Source organism: Streptomyces sp. NPDC087422 (assembly GCF_044744145.1).
In the GTDB taxonomy this organism is placed as follows: domain Bacteria; phylum Actinomycetota; class Actinomycetes; order Streptomycetales; family Streptomycetaceae; genus Actinacidiphila.
In genome coordinates, this window is sequence record NZ_JBIUXT010000016.1 from 1 (window position 1) to 25,501 (window position 25,501).

The 25,501-nt window shown below is 73.3% G+C and carries 19 protein-coding genes and 1 pseudogene; 11 read left to right on the forward strand and 9 right to left on the reverse strand.

The window, feature by feature from the left end; translation table 11 throughout:
• Positions 1-571: 571 nt before the first annotated feature.
• From ACIO6U_RS33280 to ACIO6U_RS33300, 5 genes are all read right to left on the reverse strand, one after another.
• Positions 572-1,348, reverse strand: a complete 777-nt coding sequence (locus ACIO6U_RS33280) for an SDR family NAD(P)-dependent oxidoreductase (protein ID WP_401309266.1) — start codon at positions 1,346-1,348, stop codon at positions 572-574.
• A gap of 34 nt (positions 1,349-1,382) precedes the next feature.
• Positions 1,383-2,054, reverse strand: coding sequence for an MOSC domain-containing protein (locus ACIO6U_RS33285; RefSeq protein ID WP_401309269.1), 672 nt, complete (start codon positions 2,052-2,054; stop codon positions 1,383-1,385).
• A 10-nt stretch (positions 2,055-2,064) separates the two neighbouring features.
• A complete protein-coding gene (locus tag ACIO6U_RS33290) occupies positions 2,065-2,730 on the reverse strand; it encodes an MOSC domain-containing protein (protein ID WP_391050438.1) in 666 nt (221 codons plus the stop codon).
• Between the two features lie 19 nt (positions 2,731-2,749).
• Positions 2,750-3,538 carry a GNAT family N-acetyltransferase gene (locus tag ACIO6U_RS33295; protein ID WP_401724838.1) on the reverse strand — a complete coding sequence of 263 codons (789 nt, stop codon included), beginning with the start codon at positions 3,536-3,538 and terminating at the stop codon, positions 2,750-2,752.
• A gap of 96 nt (positions 3,539-3,634) precedes the next feature.
• Entirely contained in the window at positions 3,635-4,822 is a 1,188-nt protein-coding gene (locus ACIO6U_RS33300; protein ID WP_401724840.1) for an aminotransferase class V-fold PLP-dependent enzyme, read from the reverse strand.
• Positions 4,823-4,906: 84 nt separating this feature from the next.
• On the opposite strand from ACIO6U_RS33300, the gene ACIO6U_RS33305 reads away from it, so the two are divergent.
• Positions 4,907-5,812 (forward strand): LysR family transcriptional regulator, encoded by a 906-nt coding sequence (locus ACIO6U_RS33305; protein WP_401309282.1) that lies wholly within the window; start codon positions 4,907-4,909, stop codon positions 5,810-5,812.
• 178 nt (positions 5,813-5,990) lie between these two features.
• Here ACIO6U_RS33305 and ACIO6U_RS33310 read toward each other — a convergent pair whose 3' ends face one another.
• Positions 5,991-6,158 (reverse strand): pentapeptide repeat-containing protein, encoded by a 168-nt coding sequence (locus tag ACIO6U_RS33310; RefSeq protein WP_401725033.1) that lies wholly within the window; start codon positions 6,156-6,158, stop codon positions 5,991-5,993.
• Positions 6,159-6,176: 18 nt separating this feature from the next.
• A pseudogene (locus tag ACIO6U_RS33315) lies at positions 6,177-6,491 on the reverse strand (WhiB family transcriptional regulator); the annotation flags it as partial.
• 469 nt (positions 6,492-6,960) lie between these two features.
• On the opposite strand from ACIO6U_RS33315, the gene ACIO6U_RS33320 reads away from it, so the two are divergent.
• From ACIO6U_RS33320 to ACIO6U_RS33335, 4 genes are all read left to right on the forward strand, one after another.
• Positions 6,961-7,572: a response regulator transcription factor gene (locus ACIO6U_RS33320; protein ID WP_003948568.1), complete on the forward strand. Its 612-nt coding sequence runs from the start codon at positions 6,961-6,963 to the stop codon at positions 7,570-7,572.
• Positions 7,573-7,797: 225 nt separating this feature from the next.
• Positions 7,798-8,418 carry a sigma-70 family RNA polymerase sigma factor gene (locus tag ACIO6U_RS33325; RefSeq protein ID WP_355336798.1) on the forward strand — a complete coding sequence of 207 codons (621 nt, stop codon included), beginning with the start codon at positions 7,798-7,800 and terminating at the stop codon, positions 8,416-8,418.
• 203 nt (positions 8,419-8,621) lie between these two features.
• Positions 8,622-10,124, forward strand: a complete 1,503-nt coding sequence (guaB, locus tag ACIO6U_RS33330; protein WP_355336799.1) for an IMP dehydrogenase — start codon at positions 8,622-8,624, stop codon at positions 10,122-10,124.
• Positions 10,125-10,356: 232 nt separating this feature from the next.
• Positions 10,357-11,478, forward strand: coding sequence for a GuaB3 family IMP dehydrogenase-related protein (locus ACIO6U_RS33335; RefSeq protein WP_355336800.1), 1,122 nt, complete (start codon positions 10,357-10,359; stop codon positions 11,476-11,478).
• Between the two features lie 103 nt (positions 11,479-11,581).
• Here ACIO6U_RS33335 and ACIO6U_RS33340 read toward each other — a convergent pair whose 3' ends face one another.
• Together ACIO6U_RS33340 and ACIO6U_RS33345 are read right to left on the reverse strand one after the other, a co-directional pair.
• Entirely contained in the window at positions 11,582-12,247 is a 666-nt protein-coding gene (locus ACIO6U_RS33340; protein ID WP_355336802.1) for a hypothetical protein, read from the reverse strand.
• 133 nt (positions 12,248-12,380) lie between these two features.
• Complete coding sequence (locus ACIO6U_RS33345; protein ID WP_355336803.1) at positions 12,381-13,661, reverse strand: nucleotide sugar dehydrogenase; 1,281 nt, start codon at positions 13,659-13,661, stop codon at positions 12,381-12,383.
• A gap of 346 nt (positions 13,662-14,007) precedes the next feature.
• Here ACIO6U_RS33345 and ACIO6U_RS33350 point away from each other — a divergent pair, with 346 nt between their 5' ends.
• The 6 genes from ACIO6U_RS33350 (at position 14,008) to ACIO6U_RS33375 (ending at position 25,434) form a co-directional block, all read left to right on the forward strand.
• A complete protein-coding gene (locus ACIO6U_RS33350) occupies positions 14,008-15,714 on the forward strand; it encodes a glycerol-3-phosphate dehydrogenase/oxidase (RefSeq protein ID WP_188281981.1) in 1,707 nt (568 codons plus the stop codon).
• A gap of 60 nt (positions 15,715-15,774) precedes the next feature.
• On the forward strand, positions 15,775-17,553 hold the full coding sequence (locus ACIO6U_RS33355; protein WP_401309291.1) for a serine/threonine-protein kinase: 1,779 nt from the start codon (positions 15,775-15,777) through the stop codon (positions 17,551-17,553).
• Between the two features lie 72 nt (positions 17,554-17,625).
• Complete coding sequence (locus ACIO6U_RS33360; protein ID WP_401724847.1) at positions 17,626-19,515, forward strand: serine/threonine-protein kinase; 1,890 nt, start codon at positions 17,626-17,628, stop codon at positions 19,513-19,515.
• A gap of 147 nt (positions 19,516-19,662) precedes the next feature.
• Positions 19,663-21,666, forward strand: coding sequence for a protein tyrosine kinase (locus ACIO6U_RS33365; protein ID WP_355336806.1), 2,004 nt, complete (start codon positions 19,663-19,665; stop codon positions 21,664-21,666).
• 354 nt (positions 21,667-22,020) lie between these two features.
• Complete coding sequence (locus ACIO6U_RS33370) at positions 22,021-23,580, forward strand: serine/threonine-protein kinase (protein ID WP_401724850.1); 1,560 nt, start codon at positions 22,021-22,023, stop codon at positions 23,578-23,580.
• A gap of 186 nt (positions 23,581-23,766) precedes the next feature.
• Positions 23,767-25,434 carry a succinic semialdehyde dehydrogenase gene (locus tag ACIO6U_RS33375; protein ID WP_401724853.1) on the forward strand — a complete coding sequence of 556 codons (1,668 nt, stop codon included), beginning with the start codon at positions 23,767-23,769 and terminating at the stop codon, positions 25,432-25,434.
• The last annotated feature ends 67 nt before the right edge of the window (positions 25,435-25,501 follow it).

Genomic DNA, 25,501 nt, shown 5'->3' on the forward strand with positions numbered 1-25,501 from the left:
TTATGGGCGCCCGGGGGGGGGGGGGCGGGGGGGGCCGGCGCCCCCCGGGTGGGGGGGGGGGGGGGGGCCCGGGGGGGGCCCCCGCCCCCCCCCCGGGGGGGCCGGGGGCCGCCCCCTTTCCCCGCCCCCGCCCTACGCCGCCTCCCCCAGAGGCGGCACACCGCCTTCCCCGCGACGCGCCCCCGGACGGCTCCCTTGCCCTGGGCGTCACGCCGATCTTTTTCGGGGCGCGGCCCCGGGGCGGTTTCCTTGCGCTGGGCGTCAGGCCGTTCTTTTTCGGGGCGCGGCCCCGGGACGCTTCTTCTGCCGAGGCGGCACGCCGTGTAGTTAGGGGCGCGGGGAACTGCGCGCTCAGCCCGCGCGGTGGCGCGGGTGAAAACCGGCCCCAGCGGGGCAGTCGCTGTTGTTCTCGGACTGAAAGCCCGGTGGGGGCTGGTCGCGCAGTTCCCCGCGCCCCTAAAAACAGGCCCTGCGTCGGCCCGGCGCGCGTAGCTGCGGCCCTGAAAAACAGGCCCTGCGTCGGCGCGGCGCGCGTAGCTGCGGCCCTGGGGGCGTGAGCTGAGGGATCGGCTTACCCACGAGGGTCGAAGCGGCGGCCGGCGCGGGTGGAGGCGGCTGCGTAGAGGCCGGGAGGAAGGTGCCGGGCAAGGGACACGGCGAGTTTGTAGCGGGCGGAGGGCACGCTGAGAGTGCGCCGACGGGCGAGATCACGCAGAGCCGCCGTGACCACGGCATCGGCGTCGAGCCAGGCGAAGGAGGGCAGCCGGGAGGCGTCCATCCCGGCCCGGGCGTGGAATTCGGTGCGGACGAAGCCGGGGCACAGGGCGAGGAGCCGCACGCCGGACCCGGCCGTCTCGGCGGCCACGCCCTCGGTGAAGTGGACGATCCACGCCTTGCTGGCCCCGTACGTGCCGCGAGGCATGTAGGCCGCGACGGACGAGACGTTGATCACGTACCCGCGCCCCCGCGGGCGCATGGTCTCGACGGCCGCGCCGGTGAGGCGCAGCACGGCCTCGCAGTGCAGCTTGAGCATGCGCAGCTCGTCGGACATGGGGGCGTCGAGGAAGGTGCCGTGGTTGCCGAAACCGGCGTTGTTGACGAGGACGTCGACGGGCCGTTCCCGGTCGCGCAGCCGCGCTTCCACGGCGGCGATCCCGTCGTCGGTGGTGAGGTCGGCGGGGAGCACCTCGACGTCGGCCCCGTACCGCTCGCGCAGCCCGGCCGCGGTGTCGGCGAGCCGCTGTTCGTCGCGGGCGACGAGGACGAGGGCGTGTCCGTCGGCGGCGAGCCGTCGTACGAAGGCCGCTCCGATGCCGGAGGTCGCCCCGGTGACCAGTGAAGTCGTCATCCCGGCAGCGTACGGGCCGCCGCCGGACCCTTCGTCAACGCGCCGGACTCAAGCGGCTGTTGACCGCCTCCAGATACGTACGGTTCATGGTGTCGGCCGCGGCCATGACCCGCGGCAGCAGCTCGGACTCCAGGGTCATCGCCCGGAAGAGGAAGGCGACGGTGACCTCGTGGTCCGGCCGGTGCACGACCTCGACCGGGTCCCCCGCGCGGACCTCGCCCGGTGTGATCACCCGCAGGAACGGGCCAGGCAGCCCCTCCCGGGTGAACCGCTTGACCCATCCGCGTTCGTCCAGCCACCCGGCGAAGGTGCGGCACGGGATGCGGGGCGAGGTCACTTCGAGGACGAGCCCCGCGGCGCCGATCCGCCAGCGCTCGCCGATCAGCGCGGCGTTGACGTCGATGCCGGTGGTGGTCAGATTCTCGCCGAAGCGGCCGTCGGGCAGCTCGCGCCCCAGCCGCCGCTCCCAGCGGTCGAGATCCTCGCGGGCGTACGCGTACACCGCCTGTTCGTCGCCGCCGTGGAAGCGCAGGTCGCAGACGGTGTCCCCGGCGAGGCCGCCGCCCGCGACGCCGCGCGGTCCGGGCGCCGTGACGGCGACGGGTCCGGTCACCGGGAGCTTCCCGATGCCGGTGAGGCCGCCTTCGCCGTCGGTGTAGGGCACGACGAGGGGGCGGGCGACGTTCACGGAGCGCACTCGGGACATGGGAGGCAGCCTATTTCGCGTCGCGGGCGAGGCGGCGGCGGATCGCGTCGCGGTCCTCGCGGGGGAGGGCGTCGAGGCCGGTCAGCAGCGGCAGCAGCTCGGGCTCGGTGGTGAAGGCCCGGAAGGACAGCGCGACGGTGACCTCGTGGTCCGGCCGGTGCACGACCTCGACCGGGTCCCCGGCGCGGATCTCGCCCGGCTCGATCACCCGCAGATACGGGCCCGGCAGCGCCGCGTCGGTGAAGCGCCGCAGCCACCGGTTCTCGCCGAGCCAGCCCGCGAAGGTCGCGCACGGGATGCGCGGGCAGGACACCTCCAGGAGGGGTCCGCGCGCGCCGATCCGCCAGCGCTCGCCGATCAGCGAGGCGTTGACGTCGATGCCGGAGGTGGTCAGATTCTCGCCGAAGAAGCCGTTGGCGAAGGTACGGCCCAGCTCGCGGCCCCAGTGGTCGAGGTCTTCGCGGGCGTACGCGTAGACGGCCTGGTCGGCGCCGCCGTGGTGCTTGACGTCGTGCGCGCGGTCACCGGCCAGACCGACCGCGCCGTCCCCCTTCGGACCCGGCGCGGTGACCCGTACCGGGCCGGTGACCGGCCGTTTGTCGATGCCGGTCGCCGGCAGCCGCTTCCACGGGTTGGGGCGCGGGTGGCCGATGTTGACGCTCAGCAGCAGTCCCATGCGGGGCGCGCCTCCGCTCTCAGGGCTGGTAGAGGTACGGGGTGGTGACGCTCAGGGCGCTGAAGCCGAGGCGCTGGAGGATGGGGCGGCTGGCGTCCATCGCGTCGACCTGGAGGTAGCGGTAGCCGCGGGCGGCGGCGATACGGGCCCGGTGGGCGATCAGCGCGCGGTAGACGCCGCGCCCCCGCCACTCGGCGACGGTCCCGCCGCCCCACAGGCTCGCGAAGTCCTTGCCCGGCGGCATCTCCATGCGGGCCCCGCAGACCGGCCGGTCGCCCGCCATCGCCAGCACCAGCGCGATCTCGTCCGGCGCCTGCGCGAGCGCGTCCAGCAGCCGCTCGCGCAACCGCTCCGCGCCCGTACCGAACGCCTCCTCGTGCACGGCGGCCAGCAGGTCCACCCCGGCGGCGTCGGTCACCTCCACCAGCCGTACGCCGTCCGGCGGGACGGGCTCGCCGGGCAGCGCCGCGACCTCCGCGACCATCAGCGTCTCCGGCTCCTCCGGCACGAACCCCGCCGCGCGCAGCCGCTCGCCCAGATCGGCCGGCCGGTCGTGCGAGTAGAGCTTCCACTCGAACTCCCGGCCCGCCCCCTCGGGCGACTTCAGCCACGCGAGCTGCGCCTGGACCGCGGGGCCCGCGCTGCCCTCGTCCAGCTCCGACCAGAGCACCCCGCTCCAGTCGTGCACCGCGGCCCCCACCTGCCGCACCACCCCGCCGCCCCGCTCCACCCGCGTCCCCGCCCCCTCCGGCGGAGCGTCCCGCCGCATCTGAGCATCGAACAACCCGAGTACATAAGCGCGATCCATCCCCCCATCCCAACACGCCCACCCCCCCACCCCCAACCGATTTCCCCCCGCGACGCGCCCCGTTTCCCCCCGCGACGCGCCCCGCCGGGAGAGGCGTCAGGCGAGGGATTCGAGGGTGTGGTCGATGTCGGAAGGGGTGTTGTAGAGGTGGAAGGCGAAGCGGAGGGAGGTGGTGGGGGTGGAGAAGCGGACGGCGGCGGCGGTGAGGCGGGCGGGGGCGGTCGGGGGGAGGGCGACGGTGACGGTGGCGGAGGGGCCGGGGACGGGGGTGTGGCCGAGGGCGGTGAGGCCGTCGCGGAAGCGGGCGGCGAGGGCGGTGTCGTGGGCGTGGATCGCGGGGACGCCGATCTCCTCGATCAGGGAGAGGGAGGCGGCGGCGCCGACGAGGGGGAGGTAGGCGGGGCGGGCGTCGAAGCGGCGGGCGCCGGGGGCCAGCCGGGTGACGGGGCCGTAGCACCACTCCCAGGGGTCGTCGGCGGCGTACCAGCCCGCGAAGCCGGGGGAGAGGGTCGGCTCGGCGCCCGCGCGCACGGTCAGGAAGCAGGCGCCGTGCGGGCTGAGCAGCCACTTGTAGGCGTGGCAGACCACGTAGTCGTAGTCGTCGGCGCACAGCGGGAGCCAGCCGACGGACTGGGTGCCGTCCAGGAGCGTACGGGCGCCGTGGGCCGCGGCGGCGGCGCGGATCGCGGGCAGGTCGGCGACCCGGCCGTCGGCGGACTGCACGGCGCTGACGGCGACCAGCGCCGTGCCCGGCCGCACCGCGTCGGCGAGCGCGTCCAGCGGCACGATCCGCAGGTCCAGGTCCTCGCGGGCGGCGAAGGGCTGCACGAGGGAGCTGAAGTCCCGGTCGGCGACGACCACTTCGGCGCCGGGCGGCAGCCGCGCCGCGATCAGCCCGACGCTCTCGGCGACCGTGCTGGCCAGCGCCACCCGCTCCACCGCCACCCCGACGATCCGGGCGTAGGCGGCGCGCGCCGAGACGACGGCCGCCTCGAAGGCGTCGGTGTCGGGGCGGCCCGCCGCCCACTCGTCGACGGCCCCGCGCAGCGCCGCCGCGGTGCGGGCCGGGAGCAGCCCGACGGTGGCGGTGTTGAGGTAGGGCGCGCCGGGGTCGAGGTCCGGATACTCGGCACGGATGAGGCGGTTCGCGGCGAGGCCGTCCCCCGAGGCGCCGCCGCCCGCGCCCGTACCCCTGCCCGCGCCCGTACCCCTGCCCGCGCCCGTACCGCTGCCTGTACCGCTGCCTGTGCCTGTGCCTGTGCTGCCGAATGCGATGGCGTCCATGGCTCCTCAGCGTGGCGCGGGCCCGCCTCAAAGTCCATTACCGATATCTGTCGGGTATCCCTAAGTTCCGCTTATGGTGGGCGGATGATCGAGGCACGTCATCTCCGGGTGCTGCGGGCCGTCGCCCGCACCGGTTCGTTCTCCGCGGCGGCCCGCGAACTGGGCTGCACCCAGCCCGCCGTCAGCCAGCAGATGAAGGCGCTGGAGCACTCCGCGGGCACCCCGCTGCTGGTCCGCGGCGCCCGCGAGACCCGGCTGACGGAGGCGGGTGACGTGCTGGTCAGGCACGCCGTCGGCATCCTGGCCGGGCTGACGGCGGCCGAGGAGGAGGTCGCGGCGATCGCGGGGCTGCGGGCCGGACGCGTACGCCTCACCTCGTTCCCCTCGGGCAGCTCCACGCTGGTGCCGGGCGCGGTCGCGGCGATGCGCGCGCAGTACCCGGGCACGAAGGTGTCGCTGGAGGAGGCCGAGCCGCCGCGCTCGGTGGAGATGCTGCGCGCGGGCGACTGCGACATCACCCTGGCGTTCCGCTACGTGGATCTGCCGACCCCGGCCGAGGAGTCGTGGGACGACCTCGTCGTGCGCCCGCTGCTCACCGACCGGCTGGTCGGCGTCGTCCCGGAGGGGCACGCGCTCGCCGTCGGCGGGCGCCCGGTGGAGATCGCGGAGTTGGAGCAGGAGCAGTGGATCGCGGGGTGCGCGCGCTGCCGCCGCCACCTCGTGGAGGTGTGCGAGCGGGCCGGGTTCACCCCGCGGATCGACTTCGCGACCGACGACTACCCGGCGGTGGTCGGCCTGGTGGCGGCCGGTCTCGGGGTCGCGGTGCTGCCGGAGCTGGCGCTGGAGTCGGTACGTCCCAAGGGCGTCGCCGTGGTGGAGGTGCGTCCGGCCGTGCAGCGCGAGGTGGTGGCCCTCACGCTGCCCGATCTGGCGAACGTCCCGGCGGTGGACATGATGCTCGGCCGCCTCGCGCAGGCGGCGGCCCGCTGATCTCAGGGCACCGGTCGCCCGTCAGCCGGGCCCGGCGGGCGGCGCGCCGCGCGTGCCGTACGCGTCAGGGCGGACGGAGCCGACGCGGCCGACGCGGCCGACGCGGCCGATGGAACCGGGAGTGCCGACGGCGCCGGGAGTGCAGGAACGATTCTGCTGGCGTCTCGCGAAAGCGCGCTCACACGTGGGACGCGTCGCGGATGTCGGACGCGTCGTGCAGGTCGGCGTCGTGCAGGTCGGCGTCGTGCAGGTCAGAATCGTGCAGGTCGGCGTCGTGCAGCTCGGACCTGTCGTGCAGGTCGGCGTCGTCCAAGTCGGCGTCGTGCCGGTCGGTCGCGTCGCGCACGTCCGACGGCTCGCGCTCGGAGCGGCCCGCCTCGGCGTCCGCCGAGGGCATCCGCGACCGCGAGCGGCCCATCATCGCCTCGCGCTCGTCCTCGGTGAGGCCGCCCCAGACCCCGTAGGGCTCGCGGACGGCGAGGGCGTGGGTGGCGCATTCGGCCCGTACGGGACAGCGCATGCACACCTCCTTGGCGGAGGCCTCGCGCGCGCTCCGGGCGGCGCCCCGCTCGCCCTCGGGGTGGAAGAAGAGCGAGCTGTCGACGCCTCGGCAGGCGGCCACGAGCTGCCAGTCCCAGAGGTCGGCGTTGGGGCCGGGAAGGCGGGAGAAGTCTGCCATTGCTTATCCCCTCGGAGGGTGTGTGTCGGTCTGGGAGGCCGTGAAGAGTCAGCGTCTCGACCGTACATCTACTGTCGTAGTAGATGTAAATATGACTCATCGCCAATCTAGTGGCGAATAGCCCACAAGGCGCGAAAGAGCGTCCAAACAGTGAAAAATCTGGCATAACACCCGTTCGGCAGCATCCGGGCAGGGCCGCTCGGCCGTAGAGGAATCGTTCCGCCTCCGAAATACCGGCTCTCTCACCCGTCTGACCTGCGGCCTGGGCGATCCGTGTGCGCATGATCACGTAGAGTGCCGATGACCGTCGGCAAACTTCGTAACTCTTTCGGGTGAGGGTCGTTGAGTCTGGCGGAAGCGGTTGGCGGACAAGTGAATCGGGCAGGTGCCCGAGGCCGTCAGCCTCAACGGTGAACATTCGTACAGCCTGGAGGCACAACGTGACGCGGTTCAGCTGCGGAGGGCGGTCATGACTTCTGTCCTCGTCTGCGACGACTCCCCGCTCGCCCGAGAGGCCCTGCGCCGCGCGGTGGCCACCGTGCCCGGTGTCGAGCGCGTAACCACCGCGGCCAACGGCGAGGAAGTCCTCCGCCGCTGGGGTGCCGACCGGTCGGACCTGATCCTGATGGACGTCCGCATGCCCGGCCTCGGCGGCGTCGAGACCGTACGGCGGCTGCTGTCGGCCGACCCCGGCGCCCGGATCATCATGCTCACGGTCGCCGAGGACCTGGACGGCGTGGCGCTGGCCGTCGCCGCCGGTGCCCGCGGCTACCTGCACAAGGACGCCTCGCGCGCCGAACTGCGGGCGACCGTGACGCAGGCGCTGGCCGACCCCACCTGGCGGCTCGCCCCGCGGCGGCTGCGCTCGGCCGAGATGGGCGCCGCGCCCACCCTCACCGCCCGCGAGATCCAGGTGCTCGAAGGCATGAGCCACGGACGCTCCAACGCCGAGATCGGCCGCGAGCTGTTCCTCTCCGAGGACACCGTGAAGACGCACGCCAGGCGGCTGTTCAAGAAGCTCGGCGCGTCCGACCGGGCCCACGCCGTGGCGCTCGGCTTCCGCTGGGGCCTGGTTCGCTGAGCCGTCGTGTCGTACGCCCGAGAGGGCGGCCGTTCCGGCGAAGTCGCCCACAAGTCCTCGGTTTCCCGGGGGAGGACGCATGCTTGACGTATGGACTTCCTCGGGGATCGGCGGGGGCCTCACATGGCGGAGATGACAGCGTCGGGTTCGGCCGCTCATAACGCTTCGGTGCAGAAGTACGGCCGCGATGACGCGGATCGCGCCGCGGCGAGGCACCATGGGTGGATGCGCGACGACGACACTCCGGCCATCGGTGCCCTTGTCCGGCGCGCAGTCGACGGCGACGAGCAGGCGACACACGACCTGCTCGCGCATGTCCACCCGCTCGCCGAGCGGTACTGCCGCACCAAACTGTCCCGTCTTCCGGGCGACGCCCGGCACTTCGTCGACGACCTCGCCCAAGAGGTCTGTCTCGCGGTGCTGTGCGCCCTGCCCCGCTACCGCGACCTGGGGCGGCCGTTCGAGGCCTTCGTGGTCTCCATCGCCGCCCACAAGGTCGCCGATCTGCAACGGGCCGCCATGCGCGGGCCCGGCAGCACCGCCGTTCCGTCCGACGAGATGCCGGAGAAACCGGACGATTCGCTCGGCCCCGAGGAGCGCGCGCTGCTCAACAGCGACGCCGCCTGGGCCAAGAAGCTGCTCGACAACCTCCCTGACCACCTGCGCGAGTTGGTGCTGCTGCGGGTCGCCGTCGGGCTGAGCGCCGAGGAGACCGGCCAGGTGCTCGGCATGTCGCCGGGGGCCGTACGGGTGGCGCAGCACCGCGCGCTCAGCCGGCTGCGCGCCATCGCGGAACAGACGGCGGGGGCGCCCGCCGCCGGGGACGCGCCGGGTCTCTCGGCGTAGGACACGCGGAAACGGACGGGCGGAAACGGACGGGCGGGCCCGGCACCGGGCCCGGCACCCGGGTGCGACGGCGCTGTCCGGCCGCGCGGTCCGACCGCTGGTGGCCGTACGGGTGTACGGGCCCGGCCGAGGGCGTCATGGGAATAGCGGCGAAGCCACTACCATTGAACAACTCGCCGGGCAAGACCATTCGGGAAGGTGTCATGACGCTGAACGCCGACGGAGTAGCTGAGAAGTTCGCCACACTCGGGCTGACCTATGACGATGTGCTGCTGCTTCCGGGGGCGTCAGAGGTGCTGCCCAACCAGGTGGACACCTCCTCCCTCATCTCCCGCAACGTCCGGGTGAACATCCCGCTGCTGTCCGCCGCCATGGACAAGGTCACCGAGGCCCGGATGGCCATCGCGATGGCCCGCCAGGGCGGCGTCGGCGTGCTGCACCGCAATCTGTCGATCGAGGACCAGGTCAACCAGGTCGACCTGGTGAAGAGGTCCGAGTCCGGCATGGTCACCGACCCGATCACCGTCAGGCCCGACGCGACGCTCGCCGACGCGGACGCGCTCTGCGCGAAGTTCCGGATCAGCGGTGTGCCCGTCACCGACGCGTCCGGGCGGCTGCTCGGCATCGTCACCAACCGCGACATGGCCTTCGAGAGCGACCGCTCCCGCCAGGTCCGCGAGGTCATGACCCCGATGCCGCTGGTCACCGGCCAGGTCGGGATCTCCGGGGTCGACGCGATGGCGCTGCTGCGCCGCCACAAGATCGAGAAGCTGCCGCTGGTCGACGCCGACGGCAAGCTCAGCGGGCTCATCACCGTCAAGGACTTCGTCAAGGCCGAGCAGTACCCGAACGCGGCGAAGGACTCCGAGGGCCGACTGCTGGTCGGCGCCGCCGTCGGCGCCAGCCCCGAGGCGCTGGACCGCGCCCAGGCGCTGGTCGGCGCGGGCGTCGACTTCCTCGTCGTGGACACCTCGCACGGCCACAACAGCAACGCGCTGAACTGGATGGCGAAGATCAAGTCCAGCGTCGGCGGGGTCGACGTGGTCGGCGGCAACATCGCCACCCGTGACGGCGCCCGCGCCCTCATCGACGCCGGTGTCGACGGCGTCAAGGTCGGCGTCGGACCCGGCTCCATCTGCACCACCCGCGTCGTCGCGGGCATCGGCGTCCCGCAGGTCACCGCGATCTACGAGGCCGCGCAGGCGTGCATCGAGGCCGGGGTGCCGGTCATCGGCGACGGCGGCCTCCAGTACAGCGGCGACATCGGCAAGGCGCTCGCCGCGGGCGCCAGCAGCGTCATGCTCGGCAGCCTGCTCGCCGGGTGCGAGGAGTCCCCCGGGGAGCTGCTCTTCATCAACGGCAAGCAGTTCAAGTCCTACCGGGGCATGGGGTCGCTCGGCGCGATGCAGTCCCGCGGCCAGGGCCGCTCCTACTCCAAGGACCGCTACTTCCAGGCCGAGGTCTCCTCCGACGACAAGCTCGTGCCCGAGGGGATCGAGGGCCAGGTGCCATACCGCGGACCGCTGTCCGCCGTCCTCCACCAGCTCATCGGCGGTCTCCGGCAGACCATGGGCTACGTCGGCGCCGCCGCCGTCTCCGAGATGGAGTCCAAGGGGCGGTTCGTCCGCATCACCGCCGCCGGGCTCAAGGAGTCCCACCCCCACGACATCCAGATGACCGTAGAGGCCCCCAACTACCACGGCTGACGCCGCGCTTGCGCGGGACCTGGTCCTCCGGGCCGGGGCCCCTGTGCGTCCGCCACGCGCTGGACGTTGTTCCTAGCGGCGCGGCCCCGGGCGGTTCTTCTCCCCGCGCCCCCACGGGGCACAGGTCCCGTGTCGAGGCAGCGCGCGGGGGCGCATCCCCGACGGGGCACGGGCCGCCCGCGGGCCGAACGGGGATACTGAGGGGCCGCAGGTCAAAAGAAAGGCGCAGGACGTGACAGAGATCGAGATCGGTCGGGGCAAGCGAGGCCGCAGGGCGTACTCGTTCGACGACATCGCCGTCGTGCCGAGCCGGCGCACCCGGGACCCGAAGGAGGTCTCGATCGCGTGGCAGATCGACGCGTACCGCTTCGAGCTGCCGTTCCTCGCGGCGCCCATGGACTCGGTGGTGTCGCCGGAGACGGCGATCAGGATCGGGAACCTCGGCGGCCTCGGGGTGCTGAACCTCGAAGGGCTGTGGACCCGGTACGACGACCCGGAGCCGCTGCTCGCGGAGATCTCGGAGCTGGACGACACCCGGGCGACGGCCCGCCTCCAGGAGATCTACGCGGCGCCGATCCGCGAGGAGCTGATCGGGCAGCGGATCAAGGAGGTCCGGGACGCGGGCGTCGTGACGGCCGCCGCGCTGTCGCCGCAGCGCACCGCGCAGTTCTCGAAGGCGGTCGTGGACGCGGGCGTCGACCTGTTCGTGATCCGCGGCACCACGGTCTCCGCCGAGCACGTCTCCGGCTCGCACGAGCCGCTGAACCTCAAGCAGTTCATCTACGAACTCGACGTGCCGGTGATCGTCGGGGGCTGCGCCACGTACACGGCGGCGCTGCACCTGATGCGGACCGGCGCCGCGGGCGTCCTCGTCGGCTTCGGCGGCGGCGCCGCGCACACCACGCGCAATGTGCTGGGCATCCAGGTGCCGATGGCGACCGCGGTGGCCGATGTCGCCGCCGCCCGCAGGGACTACATGGACGAGTCCGGCGGCCGGTACGTGCACGTCATCGCGGACGGCGGCTTCGGCGCCAGCGGTGACCTGCCCAAGGCGGTCGCGTGCGGCGCGGACGCGGTGATGATGGGCTCCCCGCTGGCCCGCGCCACCGACGCGCCGGGCCGCGGTTTCCACTGGGGCATGGAGGCGGTCAACACCGAACTGCCGCGCGGCAAGCGGATGAACCTCGGCACCGCGGGCACCACCGAGCAGATCCTGCTCGGCCCGTCCCACGCGCCCGACGGCTCGATGAACTTCTTCGGCGCCCTGCGCCGCTCGATGGCCACCACCGGCTACTCGGACCTGAAGGAGTTCCAGCGCGTCGAGGTGACGGTCTCCCCGACCCACCACCGCTAGGGCGCACACGCATTAGCACGGACGAGGGGCCGTACCGCGCAGGCGGTACGGCCCCTCGTCGCGTCATGGCGCGGTACGCGTCACCGCGCCGGGGCGGTTGTCGTCAGTTGTCGCCCGCGTGCTTCGCGACGCCGAAGGAGATGAACGCGGCGACGGCGAGGAAGAGGAAGCGCATGAAGCTGAAGTCCTGCTTCCACGAGTCGAGCAGGTCGCCGAAGTGGTGGAAGAAGATGTCGGTGACCGGCATCGAGCCGCCCTGGCCCGACACGTAGTGGCTGATCACCAGGGCGCCGCCGAAGAGTTCACCGAAGACGACCGCGAACAGCGCGAGCAGGACGGCCACGAACGGCAGGGCCGGGTTGCGTCCGCCGGCCTTGCCGACGGCGAGGCCGACGAGCGCGCCGACGCCGATCGCCATCAGCCGGAATTCGTGGGTGCTGCCGTCGTCGCTGGACAGCGCGCGCAGGATGCCGCCGTACGCGAGCGCGGCGACGATCGCGGCCAGCAGGCCGACCAGGAAGCCGAGTCCGGGGTTGTCGCGGCGGGCGACCGGCACCGGCGGCGGGTAGGCGGCCGGGTTGAAGGCGCCGGGCGCGGGCGGCGCGCCCCACTGCTGCTGGGGCTGCTGACCGTAGGGCGCCTGGGGCTGCTGGCCGTACGGGGCCTGGGGCTGCTGCGGGTAGCCGTATCCGGCGCCCGGCGGCGGTCCGTACGGATTCTGGCCACCGGGCTGCTGCGGCTGCTGCGGCGGCGGGTAGTTGGCGCTCATGGGGTCCCCCGGGATACGGCATTCGACGATGGACGCCGAAATCTAGCAGCAGGGGGTGACAATCGGACAAGTTGTTCTTCCGGTCGTTACATGACCACTACACGCGGATCGGGAACCCCGCCGCGGCGGGCCGCTACAGCCGCGCCGCCGCGCCCGCGGGCGTCGCCCCCCTTGTGTCCAGCAGGAGTTGCGCCTTGACCGCCAGACCCTGGAGGTCGTACGTGCGGTGGTGCTGGAGCAGCACCGTCAGATCGGCCTCGGAGGCGGCCTCCCACAGGGAGTCGGCGCGCGGCACCGGACGGTCGAGAACGCGCCACTGCGGTACGTAGGGGTCGTGGTAGCACAGCTGCGCGCCGAGTTCGATGAGCCGGGTGCCGATCTCGCGGGCGGGGGCGCCCTCCTGGGAGGCCAGGTCGGCCTTGTAGGTGACGCCGAGCAGCAGGACGCGGGCGCCGCGCAGGGACTTGCCGTGCTCGTTGAGCAGCGCGGCGGCGCGCTGGACGACGTAGCGCGGCATGCGGGAGTTGACCTCCTGGGCCAGTTCGACCATCCGCAGCGGGTGGCCGAGCATCCGGACCTGGCCCTGGGCGGGCATGGCGGCGAAGAGCGGGACGGCGTTGGGGTCGAGGGCGGCGGCCGGGCCGCCGACACCGGGTCCCGGTCGGAACGCCTGGAAGCCGAACGGCTTGGTCTCGGCGCAGCGGATCACGTCCCACAGATCGACGCCGAGGTCGTGGCAGAAGACCGCCATCTCGTTGGCGAAGGCGATGTTGACGTGCCGGTAGTTGGTCTCCAGCAGATTGACCGCCTCGGCCTCGCGGGGGCCGCGGGCGCGCACGATGCGTTCGGTGAAGCGGCCGTAGAAGGCGGCGGCGGCCTCGGTGCAGGCGGGGGTGCAACCGCCGATCACCTTGGGGGTGTTGGCGAGGTGGAAGTCCCGGTTGCCGGGGTCGAGGCGGCTGGGGGAGTAGGCGAGGTGGAAGTCCCGGCCCGCGCGCAGCCCGTCGGCCTCCAGCAGCGGGCGCAGGAACCCCTCGGTGGTGCCGGGGTAGACCGCCGACTCCAGGACGACGGTGGTGTGCGGGCGCAGGTGCCCGGCGAGCGCGCGGGCGGCGGCGGACACCGCCGTCAGGTCCAGGGCGCGGTCCTCGCCGAGCGGGGTGGGCGCGCAGATCACGGCGGTCCTGACCCGGCCGAGCACCGCCGGGTCCGCGGTCGCGCGGAAGCCGCCCGCGAGCATCCGGCGCAGGTCGGCGGCGGCGAGCGTGCCCGGCGGTACGCGGCCCGCGTTGATGTCGGCCGCGGCGGCCGGGTCGGGTTCGTAGCCGATGACGCCGACGCCCGCGGCGGTCGCCGCCTGGGCGAGGGGAAGTCCGGTGCGGCCGAGTCCGAGCACTGCGAGGTCTGCGGGCATGCGGTTCAGTCCTCTCCCTTGCGACCACCACGGGGACTCCACGGATGGCTCCACGGATGGCTTTAAATCAGGCTAACCAGACAAATGACTGATATGACCGCACGGCGCGCCGTGCAGTCATCCGGGTTACGGGCAGAAGAGGCACGGGATCGCCGGGTAGGAGAGGGACGGCCCGGACGCCCTGCCCGCAGGGCGTTCACCGCCTCGCCGCACCGCGGGCGCGCCCCGGCACCCCCCTCGACGGCGGGTCAAGGGTGGCCGCTCGCGGCGGTGGCGGTCACTATCGAGTGGAGGGCTATCCACCGCGGCGGCACGCGAGAGCGCCGCCACCATGGGAGGCACACGGATGCGTACGTCAACACTGGGCCCCGCCGAGCGGGCCGGGGCACTGGCCCGGATGGCCGAGCACGAGCTGGACCTGCTGGTCGTGGGCGGCGGGGTGGTCGGCGCGGGAACAGCGCTGGACGCCGTCACCCGTGGCCTGTCCACCGGTCTGGTCGAGGCCCGCGACTGGGCGTCCGGCACGTCGAGCCGGTCGAGCAAGCTGATCCACGGCGGCCTGCGCTACCTGGAGATGCTGGACTTCGCGCTGGTCCGCGAGGCCCTCAAGGAGCGCGGCCTGCTCCTGGAACGCCTCGCCCCGCACCTGGTGCGGCCGGTCCCGTTCCTCTACCCCTTGCAGCACAAGGCGTGGGAGCGGCTCTACGCGGGCTCCGGCGTCGCGCTGTACGACACCATGTCGGTCTCCTCCGCGCACGGCCGCGGCCTGCCGGTGCACCGCCACCTCACCCGTAAGCACGCCCTCCAGGTCGCGCCCGCGCTGCGCAAGGACGCGCTGGTCGGCGCGCTCCAGTACTACGACGCGCAGGTCGACGACGCGCGCTTCGTCACCACCCTGGTGCGTACCGCCGCCTCCTACGGCGCGCAGGTCGCCAACCAGGCGCGGGTGATCGGCTTCCTCCGCGAGGGCGAGCGCGTCGTCGGCGCGCGGGTGCAGGACGGCGAGCAGGGCGGCGAGTACGAGATCCGCGCCAAGCAGATCGTCAACGCCACCGGGGTGTGGACCGACGACACGCAGGCGCTGATCGGCGAGCGCGGCCAGTTCCACGTCCGCGCGTCCAAGGGCATCCACCTGGTGGTCCCCAAGGACCGGATCCACTCCACCACCGGGCTCATCCTGCGGACCGAGAAGAGCGTGCTCTTCGTCATCCCCTGGGGCAGGCACTGGATCATCGGCACCACCGACACCGACTGGGACCTGGACAAGGCCCACCCGGCGGCGTCCAGCGCCGACATCGACTACCTGCTCGAACACGTCAACTCGGTGCTGTCCACCCCGCTGACCAGGGACGACGTCCAGGGCGTCTACGCGGGCCTGCGTCCGCTGCTGGCCGGGGAGTCGGACGCCACCAGCAAGCTCTCGCGCGAGCACACCGTGGCGCACCCGGTGCCGGGACTCGTGGTGGTCGCGGGCGGCAAGTACACGACGTACCGCGTGATGGCCAAGGACGCGGTCGACGAGGCCGTGCACGGCCTGGACCACCGGGTGGCCGAGTGCTGCACGGAGGATGTGCCGCTGGTCGGCGCCGAGGGCTACCACGCGCTGTGGAACGCCCGCGCCCGCACCGCCGCCCGCACCGGACTGCACGTCGCCCGGGTGGAGCACCTGCTCAACCGGTACGGCTCGCTCGCCGAGGAGGTGCTCGCGCTGATCGCCGAGGACCCGTCGCTGGGCGCCCCGCTGACCTCGGCCGACGACTACCTGCGGGCCGAGATCGTCTACGCGGCGATGTACGAGAGCGCCCGCCACCTGGACGACGTGCTCGCCCGCAGGACCCGGATCTCGATCGAGACCTTCGACCGCGGCACCCGCAGCGCCCGCGAGGCCGCCGAGTTGATGGCACCCGTCCTGGGCTGGGACAAGGACCAGATCGACAAGGAAGTGGCCTACTACGAGAAGCGCGTGGAGGCCGAGCGCGAGTCGCAGCTCCAGCCCGATGATCTGACCGCGGATGCGGCCAGGCTGGGCGCGCCCGATATCGTTCCCCTCTAGGCACGGTGCGTCTCGGGGGAGACGCGGCGCGCGTCGGGGGAGCGGGCGGAAGGGCGCGAGATGACGGGACAGGCCGACGAGGGGCGGTTGGTCGCGGGCCGGTACCGGCTGCTCGAACGCATCGGCCGGGGCGGCATGGGCACCGTGTGGCGGGCCGAGGACGAACTCCTCGGCCGGCAGGTCGCGGTGAAGAAGCTGCACCCGCCCCAGCCGCACATGCACGACGACGAGTTGGCCACCCTCTTCGAACGCACCCGCCGCGAGGCGCGCGCCGCCGCCCGGATCAGCCACCCCAACGTGGTGGTCGTGCACGACGTCGTGGACGACGAGGGACTGCCGTCCATCGTCATGGAGTACGTCCCGTCGGTCACGCTCGGCGAACAGCTCAAGAAGCACGGACCGCTGCCCGTCGCCGAAGTCGCCAGGATCGGCCGCGGCATGGTCGCCGCGCTGCGGGCCGCGCACCGCGCCGGAGTGCTGCACCGCGACGTCAAGCCGGGCAACGTCCTGCTCGGCGTCGAGGGCGGCGCGCCCGTCGAGGGCGCTTCCGCGGAACAGGGCTACGGCAGCGGGCGCGTGGTCCTCACCGACTTCGGCATCGCCCAGGCGTCCGGCACCTCCACCCTCACCCGGACCGGCGAACTCATCGGCTCCATCGACTTCCTGTCGCCCGAGCGGATCAGGGGCGCCCTGCCCGGACCCGAGGCCGACCTGTGGGCGCTGGGCGCCACCCTCTACCAGGCCGTCCAGGGCGAGTCGCCCTTCCGGCGGCCGACCGCGATCGAGACCGCGTACGCCATCGCCGAGGAGCCGGTGCTGCCGGCCGCCAACGCGGGCGCGCTGACCCAGGTGATCGCCGGGCTGCTCGCCAAGGAACCGGCCGAGCGGCTGTCCGCGGCCGAGACCGAGCGGCTGCTGCGGATTCCGCTGGCAGAACCCGACACCGGGCAGGTCGACACCGACCGGTTCACCTACCCCGCGGGCGACGGCCGGACCGCCACCGTGACCCAGGTGCCCGGCGCCCCGCCGCCCGGCGGCGCGCACTCCCCTCCGTACGCCGACTCCTTCGGGCCCCCGCCGCCCTACTCCACGGGAACCGGGACGGGAACGGCCGCCGGTTTCGGTACGGGGGCGGGCGGTTCAGGCCCCGACACCGGCCCGCACTCCGGCGCGCACCGCCCCGAACGGCCGCGCCGCCGTACCGGAGCGTGGATCGCGGGCGTCGCCGTCCTCGCCCTCGTGGCCGCGGGCACCGCCTTCGCCGTCATCCACAACGGCGGCTCCGGTAAGGACGCGAGCCCCGGCCCCACCACCGCGGTCAGTACACCGCCCACCGGCACCACGTCCTCGGCCGGTCCCACGCCGAGCACCACGGCGCCGCCCCCGCCGGTCCCCGACGGCTACCACCTGGTCACGGAGTCCGACCACGGTTACGCGGTGCCGGTGCCCGACGGCTGGACGCGGCAGGTCAAGAACGACGGCGACGAGGTCGACTTCATCGACCCGACCGGCAAGATCGGCCTGAAGATCAGCTCGCTGGACTTCGGCAGCGACGACCCGTACGAGCACTGGCTGACTCTGGAGCCGCAGACCCAGGAGCAGGTTGACGAGTACCACCGTGAACGGATGATCCGCACCGTGCAGTTGGGGATGCCCGCCGCGCTGTGGGAGTTCACCTTCCAGGGCTCGGTCCGCAAGTTCCATGCGATCGACCTCGGATTCGGCAAGCCGGGTGGTCGTGAGTACGCGGTCTACCTGTCGGCTCCGGACGCCGAATGGGACACCTACCGACCGGTGTTCACGAACGCTGTGGCCGGTTTCCGGCTATCGAACCCATAAGCCGGGTTCGCTTCCGCGTCCCCCGTTCGGGGATGATGGGTGTTTACACGTCCAGCACTCCAGAGGGATCCCATGAGCGAGGTCGAAAGTACCGACGGACGCGTGCTCGCCGACCGGTACCGCCTCGGCGAAGTCCTCGGCAAAGGCGGCATGGGCACGGTGTGGCGCGCCGTCGACGAGACGCTGGGCCGTACCGTCGCGGTCAAGGAGCTGCGTTTCCCCGGCAACGTCGACGAGGACGAGAAACAGCGCCTGGTCACCAGGACCCTGCGCGAGGCCAAGGCCACCGCGCGGATTCGCAACACCGGCGCGATCACCGTCTTCGACGTGGTCAAGGAGGACGACCGGCCGTGGATCGTCATGGAGCTGGTCGAGGGCCGCTCGCTGTCCGACGCGATCCGTGAGGACGGCCCGCTCACGCCCAAGCGCGCCGCCGAGGTCGGCCTCGTCATACTCGACGTCCTCAAGGCCGCCCACAACGCCGGCATCCTGCACCGCGACGTGAAACCCTCCAACGTCCTGCTCGCCGACCGCGGTTCGGACCCCGCGGGCCGCGGCGCCGGGCGCGTGGTCCTCAGCGACTTCGGCATCGCCCAGATCGACGGCGACCCGTCCGTCACCTCCACCGGCATGCTCGTCGGCGCCCCCTCGTACATCTCGCCGGAACGTGCGCGCGGCCAGAAGCCGGGCCCGCCCGCCGACCTGTGGTCGCTCGGCGCGCTGCTCTACGCCTCGGTCGAGGGCCGCCCGCCCTACGACAAGGGGTCGGCCATCGCCACCCTGACCGCGGTGATGACCGAGCCGGTCGGGCCGATGACCAACGCCGGGCCGCTCGCCGAGGCGATCAAGGGCCTGCTGGTCAAGGACCCGGCCCAACGCCTCGACCACGACGCCGCGTACGCCCTGCTGTCCACCGTCGCGCACGCCCCCGAGCGCCCGGTCGCGCCGCCCACCTCCGACGCCCGTACCGTCGTGCTGAACGTGGACCCGCAGCCCACCCCGACCGACGCTCCCGCTGCCTCCGGCGGGGGGACCCCCACCGCCGGAGGCGAAGCCGCCGCCGACCAGGCCCGGGTGCGCGACGCGCTGCGCTCGGTCCGCAAGGCCGCCGCCGCCAAGATCCCCGCGAAGCCCGCGACGTCGGCCGCCGCCCCTGAGCCGGGCGGCCCCGTCCCGCCGCCCGCCCCGCCGCGCGCGTCGCTCACCGACGTCGTACCGCGCCGCACGATGGTCATCGTGGCCGCGGCGATCGTGATCGTCCTGCTGGGCGCGGTGATCGGCATAGCGCTCGCCAACTCCGGTGGCGGCGACGGCGGGAACGGATCGGCGTCGAAGCCGAAGGGCGGGGCCTCGGCCTCCGCGTCCGCGTCGACCGGCGCGAAGAACGACGACGACAGCAAGGGCGGCACGGACGACAGCAAGTCGCCGTCGTCGCCGGGCAGTTCGGCCTCCGCGCCGACCACCCCCGCCTCGTCCCCGCCGGCCACCGGCGGCTCGGACGCCGTACCGGCGGGCTTCTACCGCTACGACGACTCCGAGGGCTTCTCGATAGCCCTGCCCAACGGCTGGAAGCGCGTGGGGGACAACGGGTACGGCAGCGGCTCGAAGTTCCGGGGCTCGGACGGCAGCGAGTTGCTCGTGGACTGGACGCATTCGCCGGGGCCGAGCGCGCTCAAGGACTGGCAGAACGCGGCGAAGACCGCCAAGTCCGGCCGGAACGGCATGCCCGGCTACCAGGAACTCAAGGTGGCCCAGACGCAGTACCGCTCGTACGACGCGGCCGACTGGGAGTACAAGCGGGACGTGAAGGGTAAGCAGGTACACGTCCTGAATCGCGGCATGGTGACGGACCCGAAGCACGGGTACGCCATCATGTTCACGACTCCGGCCGACGCGTGGACCAGCGATACCAGCACCAAGGCCCTCACGACCTTCTTCGCTACCTTCAAACCGGCCAAGTGAGCCTTCCGCAGCACGTATTGTGAGTAGCCGTGGACTGTCCGCAGCCGGATTCCGTTCGGATCGGACCGCTTCGGGTACAAGGTGGGGTGCGGGCGAGGGTTCCCGCACGGATGGCATCGGGTCGGGAAGGGCCGGAGAGGGGGCGTCGTGGACGAATACGCGGGCCGCGTGCTCGCCGACCGGTACCGGCTGCCCCGGCCGCCCGCCGACGAGTTCGAACTGGTCGAGACGCGCGCCTTCGACACCTACAGCGGCCAGGAGGTCCTGGTCCGGCAGGTGCTGCTGCCCGAGGTCGTCACGGCCGAGGACCCGGGCGACGACCGGGGATACGGCGACCAGGACGCGCTGAGCGACAGCGCCCGGCGCGCCCTCGAGGCCGCCCGCGCGGCGGCGGCGATACCCGACCACCCCCGCCTGGTCCAGGTCTTCGACATCTTCATCGAGGGCGGCAGTCTCTGGATCGCGAGCGAACTGGTGTCCGCCCGGCCGCTCGCCGCGTTACTCGCCGACCGGCCGCTGGACGCCTACCGCGCCGCCGAGGTCGCCTCCGACGTGCTCACCGCGCTGCGCGCCGTGCACGCGTACGGCTGGACGCACCGCAATGTGACCGCGAGCACCGTGCTGGTCTGCGACGACGGCCGGGCGATGCTCGCCGGGCTCGCCGCGGGCGCCGCCCAGGAGGCGCTGTGCGGCTACGACCCCGTGCCGCAGCACATCCAGGTCCTCGCGGGCGGCGGCCTGTCGGGCGCGGGTGAGGACCAGTCGTGGCACGGCCCCGAGTCCGCGCTCGAACAGGAGCGGGCCCGGCAGAACCGGATCACCGTCATCGGCGCCGTCACCGAGCGCTGGGCGCCGGAGCAGGCGCACGAGGTGCACGAGAACTGGCGGCTGTCGCCGCCGGTCGGCCCGGCCGCCGACCTGTGGGCGCTCGGCTCGCTGCTCTTCCGTACCGTGCAGGGGCATCCGCCGTTCCCCGAGGAGAGCGCCGCCGAACTGGTGCAGATGGTGTGCGCCGAGCCGCCCGCCTTCGCCGAGGAGTGCGGCGCGCTGCGGCCGATCGTCGAGTCGCTGCTCCGGCCCGACCCCGAGGAGCGGCCGGAGGCCGAGGAGTTGGGCGGCTGGCTGCGGTCGCTGATCCGCTCCGCGCCCGAGCCGGATCTCGGCCTCGACATGGTCCAGGTGCCGACGGATCCGGCCAAATTGCCGATCGTGCGCCGCAAGGGCGAGTTGGTACGGCGGCGGCGCCGCAAGGCCGCCGCCGAGGCCGACGTCGCCGGGATTCAGCACCGCAGGCACGCCCGCGGCAAGCAGGCCAGGGTCACCAAGGCCAAGCGCGAGCAGGCGCGGCGCAGCGAGATGCGGCAGGAGCAGATCCACCAGGAGCAGGAGGTCGTCTACCGCAAGCCCCCGCGCGGCGGCGACGAGGCACCGCGCAAGCTGGGCGTGCGGCTGCTGATCGCGGTCCTGGTGGTGCTCGCGGCCGTCGTCGCGTACGCGGTGCTCGCCATGCCCGGCAACGGCGACACGTCGGACAACGGGGCCAAGGGCGGCGACCGTACGGTCCCGGCCGAGGTGCCGGGCGGCCACAGCGGCGGCAAGAAGCCGACGCCGACGCCCACTCGTACGACCGCGGCGCCGACGACGAAGCCGGCCACCACGAAGCCGGCCCCGCCGCCGAGTACGGCGGTGCCGCCGCCCGACCTCGGCAGCGACTTCGTCATGCGGACCGACTCCGCCGGGTTCACCGTCGCCGTCCACACCGGGTGGCAGCGCTCCGGCAAGAACGGTCAGGGGCAGGTCCGTTACTCCGGCAGCGACCTCCAGCTCACCGTCGTGCCCGGCCGTGACAAGGTCTCCGACCACGGCAGCGATCCGCTCGCCTACCAGCTCGAAGAGCCCGAACTGGCCGCCTTCCGCGGCTCCTCCTGGTCCGCCGCCTCCGGTCTCCACACGCTCGACCTGCGCGGGCACAGTGCCGCCGAGGGCGAGTACAGCTACCGCGACGCCAACGACACGCAGATCTACGCCCTCAATCTCGCCGTCATCATCGACGGCTCCTACCACGTCGTCGTCGTCAGCGGGCCGGACGCTCGGCGCGCCGATGTCCAGCGTGCCTTCGACAAAGCCGTCGAAACCTACGCGGCGAGCTGACGCCCGCCCCACGCCAAGGGCTCGCCGCCCCGGCCCGTTCACCTTGCGCGGTTGAGTCCGCCCCGTCAGGGGCGCGGGGAACTGCGCGAGCAACCCACCACCGGCCGGTGGTCCGGAGACAACCGAACTGCCCCGCTGGGGCGGGATCTTCGCCCGCGCCACTGCCAGTGGCTGGCCGCGCAGTTCCCCGCGCCCCTTAAAAGATCGGCTCACCGTCCCTGGAAGACAGGCCCTGCGCAAAGGGGGGCGCGCTGGGGAGGGGGCCCTGGAGGGTGGGCTGGGGTGGGGAGGGTGGATAGCCTGGGGGGTATGGGGAGTGACGGGGGGTGGACGGCGGAGGCGGAGCCTCGGGATGTGGTGGCGGGGAGGTACCGCATCACGGGGCGGCTCGGCCGCGGCGGGATGGGGACGGTGTGGCGGGCGGAGGACGAGCTGCTGCACCGACCGGTGGCGGTCAAGGAGCTGCACCTGCCCGAGGGCGGCCAGGACCGGGCACTGCGCGAAGCGCGCAGCGTGGCCAGGATCAGGTACCCGCATGTGATCGTCGTGTACGACGTGCTGGAGCAGGACGGCCGCCCGTGGATCGTGATGGAGCTGGTGGACGGTCGTTCGCTGGCGGACGTGCTGGCACAGGACGGCCCCCTGGAACCGCGGGAGGCGGCGCGGATCGGCGCGGCCGTGGCGGGCGCGCTGCGGGCGGCGCACGCGAGCGAGGTCCAGCACCGTGACGTGAAACCGGCGAACGTGCTGATCGAGCGCGGCACCGGACGCGTCGTGCTGACGGACTTCGGAATCGCCCGGGTCGCGGGCAGCGCGACGATCAGCGAGACCGGGTCCTTCGTGGGGTCGCCGGAGTACACCTCGCCCGAGCGGATGTCGGGCCGTGCGGCGGGCCCGGAGTCCGACCTGTGGTCGCTCGGCGCGCTGCTGTGCGCGGCGGTGGACGGCGAGTCCCCGTTCCACCGCGAGTCGATAGGCGAGATCGTGCACGCGGTCGCGATCGACACGATCAGGACGCCCGAGGCGGCGGAGCCGCTGCTGCCGGTGGTCACGGCGCTGCTCGACCGGGACCCGGGCCGCCGGATGGGCGCGGCGCGGGCGCAGACGCTGCTGACGGCGTACGCGGAGACCGGTGAGCCGCCGCCCGCCCAGCACGTACCGGTGGTCCCGGCGGCCGAACCCCCGCGTGACGCGGAGCCCGAGCGGCGGGCGACCCCCCGCCCGAAGGGCCGCAGGCGCCGTGTCCTCGCCGCCGCCGCCGTGAGCGTGGCGGCCCTCGCGGTCGGCGGCGGCGCGCTGGCCGCGGTGCTGGTCGTCCGGCACGACGACGGCGGCGCCCGCGCCGCGTCGCCCCCGCCGAGCACGGCGCCGGTGACGGGCACGACCCCGCCGCCCACGACGCCGCCCACGACGCCGAGCCCGACGACACCCCCGCCGACGGCCCCGGCCCTCCCGGCCGGGTACGAGCGCGTCACCGATCCGACCGGCTTCTCGCTGGCGCTGCCCGCCGGATACGTACGCGACGCGCAGCGCGACAGCAGCGGCGTCCTGCGGGTGTACTACTGGTCGCCCGACCGTGCCTTCCGCTTCGGCGAGCGCGAGCAGTCGCCCGACCCGCGCGGCCCGTACGCGGTGCTGCGCGACCAGGATCTGGCAGGTCCCCAGGCGGGCAGTGTCTATCCGGGGTACCGGGACGGCGTGATCACCGAGACCACGCAGCGCGGGCGGCCCGCCGCGCTGTGGCAGTTCACGTACGACGGTTTCGCCGACGGCAACGGCGCGCGCCGCACGTTCGACCTGTGCTGGACGGAGGGCGGCCGGATGTACGACATGTGGCTGTCGGCGCCGATCGAGCAGGTCGAGCGGGCGCGGGACACCTTCGACGCGGCGCGCGCCGCCTTCCGTCCGCACTGATGTTCCACCGACACGTACGCGCCCTGCGGGCGTCCGGCGCCTGCCGCCACTGCCCCTCCGGGCAACCTGCGTGACCTGCGAAGATCCGCACGACGCCACCGATTGCTGGCTTAGTTGCACGGATCACGAGGAAAATACTTACTCACGGGTATCCAATCGGTGCCGGACGGTCGTAATCTCACCGGCATGACGGATTCGCTGGAGCGCAGCACGCCCCCCGCAGACGGCCGCCCCACCGAGGGCCCCACCGACGGAAACCCGGTCGCGCCCACCACGGCGCGCGGCCCGAAGGACGTCGTCACCCCCGATCTGGTCGCCCGCCTCACCCGCGACGTCATCGGCTGGGGGTCCCCCCGCTGGCAAGCAGGGGGAGGCCGTACCGCCAGCCACACCCCGCTGACCGGCGACAAGCTCGCCGACCTGCCGGAGACCACGCCCGAGGAGGTCGCGGAGGCGTTCGCGCGCGCCCGCACGGCGCAGAAGGCGTGGGCCGCCACCCCCGTACGGCAGCGCGCCGCGGTCCTGCTCCGCTTCCACGACCTGGTGCTCGCCCGGCAGGCCGAGGTGCTCGACCTGATCCAGGTGGAGACCGGCAAGGCGCGCATGCACGCGCACGAAGAGGTGCAGGTGGTCGCGATGGCGGCCCGGCACTACGGCCGCAAGGCCCCCGCGTACCTGAAGCCCAAGCGGCACACCGGCGCCATCCCGACGCTGACCAAGGCCGTGGAGCTGCGGCAGCCGCGCGGGGTCGTCGGCCAGATCGCGCCCTGGAACTACCCGCTGGAGCTGTCCGTCGGCGACGCGCTGCCCGGACTCGTGGCGGGCAACGCCCTGGTGATGAAGCCGGACACCGAGACCGCGCTGACCGCGCTGTGGGCGCGCGAGCAGTTGGTCGAGGCGGGGCTGCCCGCCGACGTGTGGCAGATCGTGATCGGCGAGGGCCCGGTCGTCGGCCCGGCCCTGGTCGAGCACGCCGACTACGTGTCCTTCACCGGCTCGACGCGCACCGGCCGCGACGTGGCCCAGCGCGCCGCCGCCCGGCTGATCGGCGCCTCCCTCGAACTCGGCGGCAAGAACCCCCTGTTGGTGCTGCGCGACGCCGACCTCGACAAGGCCGCCGACGGCGCCGTCCGCGCCTGCTTCGCCTCCGCCGGTCAACTCTGCGTCTCCGTCGAGCGGTTGCTGGTGGACGAGTCGGTCGCCGACGCGTTCCTGGAGAAGTTCGCCGCGCGCACGAAGGCGATCAGGCTCGGCACGGCCCTCGCGTACGGCGCGGGCATGGGATCGCTGGCCGGGGAACGGCAGTTGGAGACCGTCGTCCGGCACGTCGAGGAGGCCCGCGAGAAGGGCGCCACGGTGGTGGCCGGCGGCCGGGCCCGCCCCGACATCGGCCCGTACGTCTACGAGCCGACGATCCTGGACGGCGTCGAGGCCCCGATGGCCGTCTGCGCGCAGGAGACCTTCGGCCCCGTCGTGTCCGTCTACCGCTTCCGCGACGAGGAGGAGGCGATCGAGCGCGCCAACGACACCGACTACGGCCTCAACGCCAGTGTGTGGACCAAGGACACCCGGCGCGGCGCGCGGATCGCGGCCCGGCTGCGCTCCGGCACGGTCAACATCAACGAGGCGTACGCCGCCGCGTACGGCAGTGTCCGGGCGCCGATGGGCGGCATGAAGGACTCCGGGCTCGGCCGCAGGCACGGCTCCGAGGGCATCCTCAAGCACACCGAGGCCCAGACCGTCGCCACCCAGCGCCTTCTGCCGATGGCGCCCTCGCTCGGCATGACCGACGAGACGTACGCGAAGTTCCTCACCGTCTCGCTGAAGGCGATGAAGGCCCTGCGGATGCGCTGACCCCCGCCCGCCCGCGCGCTGCCCGGCCCTCGCCCGCCGCCCGCGCCCCGCCCACGCCCTGCCCGCC

Excerpts from the sequence above, each read along its gene's own strand:
- ACIO6U_RS33280 (WP_401309266.1), bottom strand. The coding sequence starts at position 1,348 with ATGACGACTTCACTGGTCACCGGGGCGACCTCCGGCATCGGAGCGGCC.
- ACIO6U_RS33285 (WP_401309269.1), bottom strand. The coding sequence starts at position 2,054 with ATGTCCCGAGTGCGCTCCGTGAACGTCGCCCGCCCCCTCGTCGTGCCC.
- ACIO6U_RS33290 (WP_391050438.1), bottom strand. The coding sequence starts at position 2,730 with ATGGGACTGCTGCTGAGCGTCAACATCGGCCACCCGCGCCCCAACCCG.
- ACIO6U_RS33295 (WP_401724838.1), bottom strand. The coding sequence starts at position 3,538 with ATGGATCGCGCTTATGTACTCGGGTTGTTCGATGCTCAGATGCGGCGG.
- ACIO6U_RS33300 (WP_401724840.1), bottom strand. The coding sequence starts at position 4,822 with ATGGACGCCATCGCATTCGGCAGCACAGGCACAGGCACAGGCAGCGGT.
- ACIO6U_RS33305 (WP_401309282.1), top strand. The coding sequence starts at position 4,907 with ATGATCGAGGCACGTCATCTCCGGGTGCTGCGGGCCGTCGCCCGCACC.
- ACIO6U_RS33320 (WP_003948568.1), top strand. The coding sequence starts at position 6,961 with ATGACTTCTGTCCTCGTCTGCGACGACTCCCCGCTCGCCCGAGAGGCC.
- ACIO6U_RS33325 (WP_355336798.1), top strand. The coding sequence starts at position 7,798 with ATGCGCGACGACGACACTCCGGCCATCGGTGCCCTTGTCCGGCGCGCA.
- guaB (WP_355336799.1), top strand. The coding sequence starts at position 8,622 with ATGACGCTGAACGCCGACGGAGTAGCTGAGAAGTTCGCCACACTCGGG.
- ACIO6U_RS33340 (WP_355336802.1), bottom strand. The coding sequence starts at position 12,247 with ATGAGCGCCAACTACCCGCCGCCGCAGCAGCCGCAGCAGCCCGGTGGC.
- ACIO6U_RS33345 (WP_355336803.1), bottom strand. The coding sequence starts at position 13,661 with ATGCCCGCAGACCTCGCAGTGCTCGGACTCGGCCGCACCGGACTTCCC.
- ACIO6U_RS33350 (WP_188281981.1), top strand. The coding sequence starts at position 14,008 with ATGCGTACGTCAACACTGGGCCCCGCCGAGCGGGCCGGGGCACTGGCC.
- ACIO6U_RS33355 (WP_401309291.1), top strand. The coding sequence starts at position 15,775 with ATGACGGGACAGGCCGACGAGGGGCGGTTGGTCGCGGGCCGGTACCGG.
- ACIO6U_RS33360 (WP_401724847.1), top strand. The coding sequence starts at position 17,626 with ATGAGCGAGGTCGAAAGTACCGACGGACGCGTGCTCGCCGACCGGTAC.
- ACIO6U_RS33375 (WP_401724853.1), top strand. The coding sequence starts at position 23,767 with ATGACGGATTCGCTGGAGCGCAGCACGCCCCCCGCAGACGGCCGCCCC.